This is a genomic window from Pseudohongiella acticola (assembly GCF_001758195.1).
In the GTDB taxonomy this organism is placed as follows: domain Bacteria; phylum Pseudomonadota; class Gammaproteobacteria; order Pseudomonadales; family Pseudohongiellaceae; genus Pseudohongiella; species Pseudohongiella acticola.
In genome coordinates, this window is record NZ_MASR01000001.1 from 1,229,840 (window position 1) to 1,242,490 (window position 12,651).

At 55.6% G+C, this 12,651-nt stretch carries 11 protein-coding genes; 6 read left to right on the forward strand and 5 right to left on the reverse strand.

Annotated elements, in window-relative coordinates:
* Nucleotides 1–222 precede the first annotated feature (222 nt).
* The 3 genes from PHACT_RS05095 to PHACT_RS05105 are packed head-to-tail and all read left to right on the forward strand — an operon-like array spanning nt 223 to nt 3,310.
* Nucleotides 223–1,224 (forward strand): S1/P1 nuclease, encoded by a 1,002-nt coding sequence (locus tag PHACT_RS05095; RefSeq protein WP_070116198.1) that lies wholly within the window; start codon nt 223–225, stop codon nt 1,222–1,224.
* The gene (locus PHACT_RS05100; protein ID WP_070116199.1) at nt 1,221–2,114 is read left to right on the forward strand and encodes a MipA/OmpV family protein; all 894 of its coding nucleotides are present in this window, start codon (nt 1,221–1,223) and stop codon (nt 2,112–2,114) included. Before PHACT_RS05095 ends, PHACT_RS05100 begins: the two co-directional genes overlap by 4 nt.
* Nucleotides 2,115–2,158: 44 nt before the next feature.
* Entirely contained in the window at nt 2,159–3,310 is a 1,152-nt protein-coding gene (locus PHACT_RS05105) for a DNA alkylation repair protein (RefSeq protein ID WP_070116200.1), read from the forward strand.
* Here the strand turns inward: PHACT_RS05105 and PHACT_RS05110 are convergent.
* A complete protein-coding gene (locus PHACT_RS05110; protein ID WP_070116201.1) occupies nt 3,307–4,416 on the reverse strand; it encodes an FAD-dependent oxidoreductase in 1,110 nt (369 codons plus the stop codon). The genes PHACT_RS05105 and PHACT_RS05110 overlap by 4 nt on opposite strands.
* Before the next feature lie 201 nt (nt 4,417–4,617).
* On the opposite strand from PHACT_RS05110, the gene ltaE reads away from it, so the two are divergent.
* Together ltaE and PHACT_RS05120 are read left to right on the forward strand one after the other, a co-directional pair.
* The gene (gene ltaE, locus PHACT_RS05115) at nt 4,618–5,661 is read left to right on the forward strand and encodes a low-specificity L-threonine aldolase (RefSeq protein WP_070116202.1); all 1,044 of its coding nucleotides are present in this window, start codon (nt 4,618–4,620) and stop codon (nt 5,659–5,661) included.
* Nucleotides 5,658–6,464, forward strand: a complete 807-nt coding sequence (locus tag PHACT_RS05120; RefSeq protein ID WP_070116203.1) for a carboxylesterase family protein — start codon at nt 5,658–5,660, stop codon at nt 6,462–6,464. The genes ltaE and PHACT_RS05120 overlap by 4 nt, the downstream gene beginning before the upstream one ends.
* A 15-nt stretch (nt 6,465–6,479) precedes the next feature.
* Here PHACT_RS05120 and PHACT_RS05125 read toward each other — a convergent pair whose 3' ends face one another.
* Together PHACT_RS05125 and hslO are read right to left on the reverse strand one after the other, a co-directional pair.
* On the reverse strand, nt 6,480–6,977 hold the full coding sequence (locus PHACT_RS05125; protein ID WP_070116204.1) for a hypothetical protein: 498 nt from the start codon (nt 6,975–6,977) through the stop codon (nt 6,480–6,482).
* 47 nt (nt 6,978–7,024) lie between these two features.
* Entirely contained in the window at nt 7,025–7,927 is a 903-nt protein-coding gene (gene hslO, locus PHACT_RS05130) for an Hsp33 family molecular chaperone HslO (protein WP_070116205.1), read from the reverse strand.
* 292 nt (nt 7,928–8,219) lie between these two features.
* On the opposite strand from hslO, the gene PHACT_RS05135 reads away from it, so the two are divergent.
* Nucleotides 8,220–9,245: a HupE/UreJ family protein gene (locus PHACT_RS05135; protein ID WP_083264584.1), complete on the forward strand. Its 1,026-nt coding sequence runs from the start codon at nt 8,220–8,222 to the stop codon at nt 9,243–9,245.
* Here the strand turns inward: PHACT_RS05135 and PHACT_RS05140 are convergent.
* A complete protein-coding gene (locus tag PHACT_RS05140; RefSeq protein ID WP_070116207.1) occupies nt 9,189–11,471 on the reverse strand; it encodes an anthranilate synthase component I in 2,283 nt (760 codons plus the stop codon). The two genes, PHACT_RS05135 and PHACT_RS05140, sit on opposite strands and share 57 nt — an antisense overlap.
* A 276-nt stretch (nt 11,472–11,747) precedes the next feature.
* Nucleotides 11,748–12,440, reverse strand: coding sequence for an SDR family oxidoreductase (locus PHACT_RS05145; RefSeq protein WP_070116208.1), 693 nt, complete (start codon nt 12,438–12,440; stop codon nt 11,748–11,750).
* Nucleotides 12,441–12,651: the final 211 nt, after the last annotated feature.

A 12,651-nucleotide genomic window follows, 5' to 3' on the forward strand; every position in this document is an offset into this window, starting at 1 on the left:
TTATTACAGACATAGCACTGATATTCCCCTATCAGTTGCTAGAAATGGAACTGACTCTCCCCTTTTCCATTGATGGGTGATACTAGCCCACGTGATGCGCGCGGATTACCTGCCATCACGTGGGCATTTTTTTGCCCGCCCGGAACCTGCAATCCGCCTGCGTCTGCTAAACTCGTCCTGCTCATTCAGTCTTCTTGTATTACTTTGAATCCGGGAACCATCATGCCTGCCGTCAAACCACTCCCTGCATGGCTCCGCATCTGCATCGTGCTGCCGATACTTGCGCTGGCTTCTCCACTGTACGCCTGGGACGCGACCGGACATCGGCTCAGTGTTTATGTCGCCTATCAGAGCCTGACTCAGACACAACGTGAGTACTGGCATGAGGTATTACAGCATCATCCTCGCTTTACCGCCGACTTTGAGCAAGCCATGCCTGACGCTGTTCGCGCTGCCTCCAGCGATGAGCAGACCCGCTGGCTTCTGGGTCAGGCGGCAGTCTGGCCGGACCTGGCCCGCGGTTTGCCCGAGATCATTCGTTCGCGTTACAACCAGCCTGACTGGCACTGGATAGAGGGCGCCTGGCTACGTGATCACGCGACAGTCCAGGGCAATCTCTACATCGAAACCAGGCCACTGCCTGACATTGCCGGCGCACCGGCAGACAACAGTCGCTTTGCTTCTCATGCCAGCAATGTCCTGACAGCGTTGGAGCGGGCTGCGTGGCAGCTTGAACACGAAACCGATGCGGGACAGCGTGCCATTGCACTGTGCTGGCTGCTCCACCTGATTGGTGATATTCACCAGCCGCTGCATACCGGTGGCCTGGTATCAGCAAGACTGTTTCCCGCCGGCGACCGCGGTGGCAATGCCATATCGACACGCGGCGGCAATCTTCACGCAATCTGGGACCAGGCCTTGCGCGGTTCTGATTTCAATGACAATCTGCAGGCAGTTTCCCGGCAAGCTGCCAGCCTGACCTGGCAACAGGCGTTCGCCCCGACTCTCTGGCTGCAGGAGAGCCGCAGTCTTCTGTTGCGGCAGGTCTATCCTGAACGCGTGATCGCCGAGGTGCGACGCGGTGAAAGCAGGGGGCAAAGGCCAGACAGCATCACCTTGAGCAACGATTATCAAAGCAATATGAGACAAACTGCCAGGCTGCGACTCGCCGAGGCCGGTTACCGAATCAGCAGTACTCTATCAGACATCACTGGAACCCTATGATCAGTTTTCACAACATTCCCAGCAAAAGAAAACCTTTCGCCGCGGTTATCGCCGCTCTTGCCATTCTGCCCTGGCCAGCGCTGGCAGCTGAGGAGGCTGAACCGGTGATGCTTGAGAAGCCACTGTGGGAGCTCGGTGCAGGGGCCGGTGTGCTGGTTCAACCGCATTACCCTGGATCATCACAGCACCAGACCCGCGGCCTGGGCCTGCCGTACGTGGTCTACCGTGGCGATGTGTTGCGCATAGGGGACGGCCAGACAGCGCGCGCAGTTGCCGCCGAAAACAATTTTTACGAACTGTCTCTGTCTTTCGCTGCCGCCTTTGATGCAGACAGTGATGGTAACGAGCTACGTGAAGGCATGCCCGATCTCGACTTTATTTTTGAAGTCGGTCCCCAGCTGGTCTTCAGCCTGGCTGATTTTCAGTTCAGCGACACCAGCTACAGTGAGCTTGAACTGTCATTACAGGCACGCGCTGCCTTGTCGACAGACTTCAGCGGTGTAGACCATCATGGTTATGTCTTTGAACCCATGCTGCGCTATCGCCACTACGGGTTTTTGTCACCACAACTTGAAGCGACCGTTTCGATCAGACCGGTATGGGCAACGCGTGATGTGCATGGCTACTTTTACGATGTAGAAACCGAATTTGCTACCGCTACCCGCACGCCGTTTGAGGCATCATCAGGGTACTTTGGCACCGGCGTCAATTTCTCCGGTACCTGGCACATCAATGACAAGGCACGGATAATTGCGGGTATTCAGACCAGCTTCCATCACGGCGCGGAAAATCGTGACAGCCCCCTGTTTGAGGACGACTTCACTGTCGGTGCTGCAGTGGGTTTCATCTGGTCGCTGTTTGAAAGCAAACGCACAGTCATGCGGCCATAACCCGAAAGAACGTAAATTGAGAACAGAAACAGAGTACCAAATCGATGGCAGAACCGCTGAAAAACCAGTACGGCCCGGAAATAGCGCATCGTATTGCCGACATGATCAGCGCCACATATCCCTCTTTCAGACGTCAAATCTTTCTGGATTATGTGCTAACGGATTACGACAGCCTGGAACTGATGCCACGTGGCTGGCATATGGCGGACGGACTGTTTCATGCACTGCCAGACAATTATGCCGAGGCTATCGATATTCTGTTGGCATCGTTGCCAACCGCCAAACCGGCAGTCAGCGAAACCTCCCCCACACAGGACCGTGAAGGTGGTTCACTGGCGCCGTTTCTGTTCATGCCGCATACATTTTTTGTTGCCCGTTACGGCCTGGCGGACTTCGAGACATCAATGCGTGCGCAGTACGAGTTGACGCAACGCTTTACCGCAGAGTTCAGTATCCGCCCCTTCCTGCAACAACAGCCGGAAGCCACATTAAAACGACTGCAAAACTGGGTAAACGACCCGAGTGAACATGTCAGAAGACTGGTGTCCGAAGGCACCCGGCCACGATTGCCGTGGGCCTCACGATTGCCCGCGTTTCAGCGTGACCCCGCGCCGGTTTTGGCGCTACTTGAGCAACTCAGGGACGATGACTCACTTTATGTGCGCCGTTCAGTCGCCAACAACCTCAATGACATAGGCAAAGACCATCCGCTGATATTGTTGTCCACTGCGGAGAACTGGTTCAGGAACGCCAGTGTCGAGCGAAAATGGATCGTCAGGCATGCCCTGCGAAACCAACTCAAGGAAGGACAGCCGCGCGCGCTGGCCATCTTTGGTTTCAAGTCAGCCAGCAACATCGGAACAGGTGATATCAATATTCAGCCGGGCAATGTGAATGTGGGTGAACGCGTCAAATTCAGCGCGACACTCACGAATAACAGTGGCCAGCGGCAGATGTTACTGATCGATTTTAAGGTGCATTTTGTCAAAGCCAATGGCGCTGCCCGCGCCAAAGTGTTTAAGCTTACCCAGACCAGCCTTGACAGCAATCAGTCCGTCACAGTCAGCAAACACATTTCACTGGCGCCGATGACAACACGCAAACTCTATGCTGGCAAACATCAGATAGAACTGCTGATCAATGGTCAACCCTACCCACTGGGGGCATTCAATCTGAACATTCCTGCCACAACCTAACGGGCATCCGTTAGGCGGTGCTTTTTCATAAACCCCTGGTCAAGGTGGTTCTTCCACTTGCCTATCAATCTGCCACTCAATGTAAAGCCCGCGTAATGCACCAGGGCCCCGCCATCGGCGGTCGACAACAGCGCCAATGCGCTTTTCTGCGGCCGGTAAGCTGTCAGCTCACCACCGGTCAGTTTCGCCTTGATATTGCGGGCAAGCACTGCGCCGTGTCGCACAGAATAAACACCTGATTTTTGACTGCCTGCATGTGCAGCACTGTCGCCGGCCACAAATACGTCAGACGAGCTTGTCGATCTCAGCGTATCGTCAACACGAATGAAACCACTCTGATCACACATCAGTCCACTATCCTGATACCAGCTCTGCGCAGCGGCACCGTTGACCAGTATCAGTGCGTCGAGCTGTTGCAGCGGGCGCTCACCATTCATCGCCTGCCCCTGACGCAGCTGATCAATGTAGACATCCTCTCGCAGCTTGACACCGCGCGCCAACAGCAGGTTGCGCGCGCGGTGCATCAGTCCACACGCATGACCCTCAAGCAACGCCCGTCCACTGAACACATGCACGTCACTGGCCGGCAGGCTTTTACGCAATGCCAGTGCCAGCTCCACAGCCGCAGCACCACCGCCGAGAATGCCCAGTCGCGCCGGCGCCTCCCCGCGCTGCCATAGCTGCCAGCGCTGAAAAAACTCGGCGAAAGGTTTGGCTGGCACCAGATCGATGCTGCCATCATTCAGAACCGGAGGCGGCGGCCTGGACCCAGTGTTGATGGACAGGGTCTGATAAGACAAAGCTCCTGCCTTTGCCAGCGTGATCACGTTACCAGCCGCATTTAGCGCCACCACACTATCGTCAATCAATTCGATACCCAGTGCCTGGCACAAGGGTGCCAATGCGATCGCACAATCCGCCGCTGTATACCGGCCAGCCAGCAAACCCGGCATCATGCCGGAATACCAGGCGTCAGGCCCCGGATTGATCAGTACTGTCCCGGCAGGCGGTCGAAAACCATCGTCGAGCCAGCGCCTGAATAACACCAGGTGGGCGTGGCCTGCACCTGCCAGTACAAGCGGACTATTAATCGGGGCGTCTTTCAAAATTCACAATCCAGGCATGGTCAAAGAGACTGTTCATGGGCCATCAATGGTACGCGACTATGGCGTGCGCCAACAGACTCTGGTGCCATATACATGAGGCCCCGAGACTGACAGCCGGAGACTGCAATCTGCAACCGAATCAGTTAGCATCACCTGACCAAGCCTTTCCATTGACACACGTTCAATCTGTACGAGGATACCATGCCCGATACCGACACCATTGCCTGGGTCGACCTGCGCAGCGATACCGTGACCAAACCCACAGCGGCCATGCGCCAGGCCATGTTTGACGCCGAAGTCGGTGATGATGTGTGGGGAGAGGATCCTACCGTCAGGCAACTTGAACAGACTCTGGCCAACATGACCGGCATGGAGGCCGGTCTGTTTATGCCGTCTGGCACCCAGTCCAATCTGGTGGCTTTGCTGTCACATTGTGGCCGCGGTGACGAATACATAGTTGGGCAGCAGGCTCACACCTATCGTTATGAAGGCGGTGGTGCTGCGGCCCTGGGCGGCATTCAGCCACAGCCACTGCCAATGACTGCGGCCGGCGCACTGGACCTTGATGAGGTGCTCGCCGCCATCAAGCCGGATGACTGCCATTTTGCCCGTACCCGACTATTGTGTCTGGAAAACACCGTTCACGGCCAGGTACTGCCGCTACAGTATCTTGCTCAGGCCCGGGCACTGGTCGATTCCAATAACCTGCAACTGCATCTGGACGGCGCCCGCGTTTTTAATGCGGCCGTCGCCCTGCAGTGCCCAGTGGCAGACATTACCCGTCACTTTGATACTGTGTCCATCTGCCTGTCAAAAGGTCTGGGAGCTCCGGTCGGTTCGGTCCTGCTGGGACCGGCGGATTTCATCGAACAGGCCAGGCGCTGGCGCAAAGTCTGCGGCGGCGGCCTGCGCCAGAGCGGTCTGCTGGCAGCAGCCGGCCTGCACGCGCTTGAGCACCATGTCGAACGCCTCGCAGACGATCATCGGCGCGCTAATGAACTGGCCCAGAGACTCACCAACGCCGGTTACACGCTGGCAATGCCGCAAACCAACATCATCTTCATCAAGGTAGACGGGCTGGACCGGGAACGGCTGGCACAATGGCTGGAACAACACCGGATCAAGGCAGACTGTCTGGGCCGCGACAGCGTCAGACTGGTCACACACCTTGACATAGACGATGCCGGGCTTGAGCGTGCTGCGCAGGCTTTCGAATCATTCATGACCGAGGAGCACAGAACATGAAAAATTTCCTGAAATCAGCTGTCATTACAATGGCGATGCTGCCCGTGCTGCTGTCATGCAATTCTGTGCAGGCTGCACGTGAAATCGCAGACGATCAAAGCATGATAACGGATGAGCGCGTTCAGCACCGAAGTTATACCTTTGAACCCACGGGCGAAACGCTGCCTTATGCTGTTTTTGTACCAACCAGTTACACGGCAGGCTCACCGTCTCCGCTGGTAGTGTCTCTGCATGGATTGGGACGAACTTACGACTGGCTGATGGGCTACGACGGCTTACTGGACTACGCGGAGGCGTACGGTTTTATCGTGGTCACACCACTGGGATATGTCAGACGCGGCTGGTATGGTTCTCGCCCCACCGAAACAGCTGTTCACGCCGAACATAGCGAAGCCGATGTGATGAATGTGATTGCGCTGGTCAGGAACGAATTCAGTGTTGATGAAGAACGCACTTACCTGTGGGGCCACTCCATGGGCGGCGCCGGTACCTACCACATCGCTGTCAGGAACCCGGGTATGTTTGCCGCCCTGGCGGTTGCAGCACCGGCGCCACGAGCTGATCTTTCGCCCACCGTGTTATCCCCGATACGGGACACACCGATACTGGTCCTTCAGGGCACCGAAGATGAACTGGTCCCGGTAGAAAGAACCCGCCAGTGGGTGGCAGCCATGCGGTCCCTTGGTATGCCGCACCTCTATATCGAGCTGGAAGGCGCGGATCACACTGATTTTATTGCCAGCAATCGCACCAACATGCGAAAAGTCATGAATTTTTTTGACACAGTGGGTGCGCGTCGCTGAAACGTCGGCGCCTTATCAGGCGCCGGTATCAGCTTCAGGCTCAGTTTCAGGGTTGGCAAAAATGCCCAAATCTCTGACCTGTTCGAAATAGCCGCTCACCCGCAGGTCAATCACAATTTCTGCGTCGGTATCATTCCGGTAGTACCAGCCGTGCTCACCGCTGACCGGCGCCACCAGGCTACCAAAGGAGTTCATACTCTGCTCCTGTTCTCGATAACGATACCAGTAGGAATCGTCATCCGGGTCATGGCCGTGGAAGTCGACATAGACGGGCGCACTGGAAACCCACTGATACATCAGCACCTGATCCTGCTGCATGACAGCCTTGATTTCCGTGCGTTCTGTGGGTTGCAAAACAACCTGTACGTTTTCGCTACGATAGGGCCCCTGCTGGTTCTGATAAACAGCCGGGTTTTCCAGTGGCGCCGGATCGCCTGATCCGGCCCCGGAGCATGCTGCCAACATCAGTGCTGCCACACCAAAAATGCCTGTCCTGATCACAAATCCCTGCATTCCCATGCTCCTCAATTAAACCTGACTTATTTATCTGCTAGTGCCGCTCAGTGTAACAGGTCACCCCTGTCCTGAAATAACAACGCGATTTCCGACGCATCGAAGCGATAGTCCGTGCCACAGAACTCGCAGGCAATGCTGACCTCGCCCTGCTCGATAATGATGCTATCAACTTCTTCTTTGCCAATGGATACCAGAGCTCGTGCGGTGCGCTCGCGAGAGCAGCTGCATTGATAGTGAAACTCTCGGGGCGGATACAGTTTCACATTTTCCTGGTGATACAGGCGATGCAGTAATTCTTCATTGCTCAGCGCCAGCATTTCGCTGGTGGTCAGGGTTTGTGCCAGGGTAACCAGGTGTTGCCAACGCTGCTCGCGCGTACCGTCGTCGCTGGCAGCCGTCGAGCCCGGCAATTGCTGCAGCAAAAATCCGCATACCTGATTGTCATCAACAGCGAAATAAAACCAGCTTTCCAACTGTTCCGATTGTTCGAAATAGGTCTGTAAAGACGCCGCCAGTGAGCCGCCTTCCAGCGACACGATGCCCTGGTAGGGATCCGCACGTCTTGAGTCAACGGTAATCACCAACAGGCCCTCACCGGCAAGCGCATCAAAATCAGCGCTCTCGGGGACTTTTTCGAATCTGGCAATGCCCCGAATGGCACCCTCGCTGGTGCACTCCGACATTACCAGGTTCAGTTCACCGTCACCGCGCACCTGCAACACCAGGCGCCCATCATATTTGATGGCGGACCCCAGCAGCACTGCCGCTGCCAGAAACTCGCCCAGCAGAGTGCGCACGGCAGGGGGATAGCCATGATCGCTGACGGTATCGGTGTAACTGCGCGTCAAACGGACAATTTCGCCACGCACATCGTCATCGGCGAACAAAAATCGCTGACAGATATCAGTTGTTGGCGCTTCGGGGGGTACTGAGCTTGATTCAGACATACGGCTTCCTGTACAAACGGTGCTTTGCTCTGAGGCTGAACATAGGGCAGCAGACGGTTTCAGTCCGCTCAATGCCTGCATTTTACGCACGCCGCGCAATGAATGCACTGATTACACGGATTGCACCGTGATCTGATTGAAAACAACAGGCCCTTGCGGCAAGATTAACCGGCATCGACAGCTTTTCCAACAACATCTGAAACACAAGGTGACTGCCCTGAACAAGAACGACAACTCACCAGGACCGGCTGCTGGCAAATTTATCCTGACTGCGTTGGCAGGCATTTTACTGATGTCATCGCCACTGGCAGGGCTGGCGCACGACATGACCGAAACCGCCCGTGAACGCATGGCATCAGGCGGCTATCTGGAAGTCATGTGGACAGGCGCTGAGCATATGTTAAGCGGTTATGATCATTTGCTGTTTCTGCTTGGCGTCATGTTTTTCCTGAGCCGCTTTGTCGATATTCTGAGATTTGTCACCGCGTTTACTGTTGGCCATACCCTGACCCTGATTGCTGCAACCTATGCCGGCATTACTGCCAATCATTATTTGATTGACGCGGTCATCGCCGTCACCGTTGCCTATAAAGGTTTCGAAAATCTGAATGGTTTCCAGCGCTGGCTGGGGGTGCAGGCACCAAACCTGTTGCTGATGGTGTTCATTTTCGGCCTCATTCATGGCTTTGGCCTGTCCGCCCGACTGCAGGAAGTCACACTGGCCGACGACCCAGCCCTGTTAAGCAAAATTCTGTTGTTTAATGTGGGTGTCGAATTTGGCCAGATTGCGGCGCTTATGGTGATGGCATTCGCCATACGCGCCTGGCAACAGGTTCGTGGTTGGGACCTTGCCAGCCGGCTCGTCAATATCGGACTCATCGTTGCCGGTGCTGCCTTGCTGATATTTCAGCTGTCCGGATACGTGCAGGACCGCAGCCTGTCACAGGACATAAGCTTTGACATCTTCACCGACCGCGAGCAGATGATGGGACAGGTGCGCCGTGCCGATGGCACTGCTCTGGTTAATACGGCACTGTTGATAGAGCCAATTTCCGTGCCAGCTGGCGAGACTGACGATGCCACTGAGCTGAGCACCGATGCGCAGGGCTGGTTTGTCTTTAGCGGCCAGATGAACCGGGATTATCGCTTGCAGCTGGCCGATGGCAGCGCTGCCACCGATATTGCGCTGGGCACCGTCGCCGATGCCCATCTGCATGAAGTGCATATACCCTTTTATGTTTACCTCGCTATTGCATTGCTGTTATCCGTGATTCCCGCCCGTGTATTGCGCAGGCGGGAAGCGACGCGCCAGCGCTGACGCCTGTGCAACATTGCGGATCAGCCGATCACCGGCACTCTGGGCCAGCGTAAGCAATGACTCGGGATGAAATTGCACCGCGCTCCAGGGCCTGGTTCTGTGCTCTATTGCCATCACACAGTGATCATCACTGCTGCGCGCACTGACAACAAAGTCATCAGGCACCTGACCCGCGTGAATTGAATGATAACGCCCCGCATTAAAGGGACTCATGACGCCATCAAACAGCCTGCCGCCCTGATGCACTATCGGCGAGGCACTGCCGTGTACTGGCCGTGACAGCAGCGCCAGGGACCCGCCCGCGTATTCGATCATTGCCTGTAAACCCAGGCAGACGCCAAATACAGGCAGGTCCAGCGTTTCGCACAGCGCCAGCGTGGTATTGCAATCAAAATCGGCTGGCCGCCCCGGCCCGGGTGATAAAATGACAAGATCAAATGCCTGCTTCTGCAATGCGGCTCGTGCAGCTTGAGGCCGCAAGGTGGTTACATCAACACCTGTCGCCCGAAAACTGGCTGCCAGTGTGTGAACAAAGGAATCCTGATGATCAATCATCAAAGCCTTCAGGCCAATGCCCGTTGCTGACGAAATTGACGTTGAACCCTTGTTCCCGGGTGAGTCCGTATTCTTCATCGCTGGTTGCAGCACTGATAGCAAGGCAGATGCTTTCAGGCGGGTTTCCTGTTCTTCCGCCACCGGATCGGAGTCCTGCAGCAGCGTCGCGCCCGCCCGCACCTGCGCCACCGCCTGCCGTATCTGCACCGTGCGTATAGTCAGACCAGTGTCCATGGCCCCATTAAATCCCAGATGACCAAACGCACCGCCGTACCAGCAACGCGGTGTTTTTTCATGGTCTTCAATAAACTGCATCGCCCGCTGTTTCGGAGCGCCAGTTACCGTCACCGCCCAGGTGTGAGACAGGAACGCATCCAGCGCGTCGAAACCGGACTGCAATCGACCCTGCACATGATCAACGGTGTGTATCAATTTTGAGTACTGCTCTACCTGACGGCGCCCGACAATGCGAACACTGCCTGGCACGCAGACCCTGCTCTTATCGTTGCGATCGACATCTGTACACATCGACAACTCGGCTTCATCCTTGCTCGAATTCAGCAGTTGCCGGATACGATCGGCATCTTCCATTGCATCGCTGCCCCGGGCAATGGTGCCAGAGATGGGACAGGTTTCCACCAGGTCACCCAAAGACGCATCAGGCCTGACTCGCACAAACATCTCGGGTGACGCAGACACCAGATATTCCTGCTCACCCAGATTGATCAGCGCAGCATAGGGAGACGGATTACTGGCCCTGAGCCTGTCAAAAATTGTTGACGGTTGACACTGCAGCTCGGTGGAGAATGTCTGACCCGGCACCACTTCAAACAGATCGCCGCATTTAAAACGGGCCCTGGCTTTGTCGACGACAGCGGCGTACTCTCCGGGCTGATGGTCGCTGGCAACTGTGGCCTGCGTTTGATGCAGGCTGGCGACGCTGGCACAAGAACGGGCGGTAGTATCAACCTCAGGTGGCACTGCCTTGCCCTGCCGATTCAGGCCCCCGGTAGTAAACACCTGACCGGCACTATCACGACAGTAGAAATCGAAGCGGTGGATTACACCCGCACCACTGTCACTGTCCACCGTCAGGATTTCATCGGGCAGGTACAGAACCAGGTCGCGTTGATCACTGGACCTGTGCTGGCGCTGCGTTATCGACTCAAACTGGAATGCCAGATCATAGGCAAACGCGCCGTACAGACCCAGCAACTGGCTGTGGACGCTGGAAAAATGTGTTATCAGGCGTCGCAGAATCGAAAACACGCTGGGCTGACGGGTTCGCATCTCTTCGGCAAAAAAGCCATTCGATGTTGTCACCCTGCAGACAATGCTGGTTTCTGACACTGACTCAAGCAGATAGTCGGAGCTGTCACCAGCAAGCGCCCTGTGACATTCGTGCAACAGCAATTCACCACGCGCATTAAGCGCCTCAATACGAACTGCTTGCTGGCGGGCGGTAATACGGACAGGGGGAGTGGTAAAAACCCGTTCGTGGCGACGGTAACGGCCCGGATAATCAACGCCGCAAACCATCGCCATGCCACAATAATTGTCGAGTAGCGCCAGTCGACGGTTCATCTCTGCTTTACCATCACAGACTTGTTGCTGGTGATTGATGCGGACACCACCGGCGGTGGTATAGGTAGTCTGGTTTATGTGATTCACGTTGTTTCCTCTCGTGTCGGAGAGGCTGCACCCGCTACTATGGCGAGGCCGGAATCGAGGAGTAATCACACAGTTGGAGCAGGATTTTTATCAAGACACAGGCCGCCTTCCTAACGGGGGCAGCCTGAAAAAGACTCAGATCAGATAGTCTGATCGTATTTTTTCTGGCGGCCCTTGTTGATAAACCGCCAGAAATACTGTGTTTGCATGTTCATGGGGCGAGATAATGCCCCGATTGCGGCCGGGCTGTCAAGACTCAACTGAACCCGTGCCGATTTACCAGGAAATGGCAGCTCCGTCGTAGGCGAAAAAGAAACCACTATCGACCGGCCGGGCGCTGTCAATCACCTTCAGCATTCCGGCAACACTTGTGTTGGTGTCGATCAGGGCATTGGGGCCACCCATGTCTGTCAACACCCAACCCGGATGCAGGCTCAACACGATGAACTGCTCCGGCTGCAAATCTATGGCCAACGATTTGGCGGCCTGGTTCAGTGCGCTTTTGGCCGTGCGGTACAAATATGAACCACCGCTGCCATTGTCACTGATTGACCCCATCTTTGAACTGATAAACGCCAATCGACGCTCAGTGCCTTTGCGCAGGTTTGGCAGCAACGCCTGGGTCAGCAGCACCGGCGCTATTACGTCGACCAGCATAACCTCCGCCCAGTCACTCTCGCGCAAAGATCCAATATTGGCATCCCGCGGCCCATACATGCCGGCATTGTTAATCAGGACATCAACGGCATCACCGTTAAGTGCATCTACCAGTACCTGACGCGACTCGGCGCTTGCCAGGTCCAGTGGTAACACGCGGAGTGCCGCATTGGCACGTTGCAGATCTCGCAGTTCGGGAACGTTTTCTGGTTTTCGGCAGGTTGCCACAACATCATGGCCCTGACCCAGCACCTGCTTGACTAATTCAAGCCCGATGCCGCGATTGGTGCCTGTGATAAGATACTTCGCCATAAACCTAACCTCATGTTTTAAATAAATATAACTTTGATCGTCTGGATTCTCTGACTAATACCACTAAAGTACCATTTCGGCCGCCCGCTGTCAGGCTGTCGCAAATATAAAGGAGCCTGACGCGGCGCACCTGACACGTGTGTGACTTCTGACGGTAGAGTGTTATAAACTTCCGGACGGTTGCTCCATAGTGCGCTGGCTACGTTGCTGT

Excerpts from the sequence above, each read along its gene's own strand:
- PHACT_RS05095 (WP_070116198.1), top strand. The coding sequence starts at position 223 with ATGCCTGCCGTCAAACCACTCCCTGCATGGCTCCGCATCTGCATCGTG.
- PHACT_RS05100 (WP_070116199.1), top strand. The coding sequence starts at position 1,221 with ATGATCAGTTTTCACAACATTCCCAGCAAAAGAAAACCTTTCGCCGCG.
- PHACT_RS05105 (WP_070116200.1), top strand. The coding sequence starts at position 2,159 with ATGGCAGAACCGCTGAAAAACCAGTACGGCCCGGAAATAGCGCATCGT.
- ltaE (WP_070116202.1), top strand. The coding sequence starts at position 4,618 with ATGCCCGATACCGACACCATTGCCTGGGTCGACCTGCGCAGCGATACC.
- PHACT_RS05120 (WP_070116203.1), top strand. The coding sequence starts at position 5,658 with ATGAAAAATTTCCTGAAATCAGCTGTCATTACAATGGCGATGCTGCCC.
- PHACT_RS05125 (WP_070116204.1), bottom strand. The coding sequence starts at position 6,977 with ATGCAGGGATTTGTGATCAGGACAGGCATTTTTGGTGTGGCAGCACTG.
- hslO (WP_070116205.1), bottom strand. The coding sequence starts at position 7,927 with ATGTCTGAATCAAGCTCAGTACCCCCCGAAGCGCCAACAACTGATATC.
- PHACT_RS05135 (WP_083264584.1), top strand. The coding sequence starts at position 8,220 with ATGTCATCGCCACTGGCAGGGCTGGCGCACGACATGACCGAAACCGCC.
- PHACT_RS05145 (WP_070116208.1), bottom strand. The coding sequence starts at position 12,440 with ATGGCGAAGTATCTTATCACAGGCACCAATCGCGGCATCGGGCTTGAA.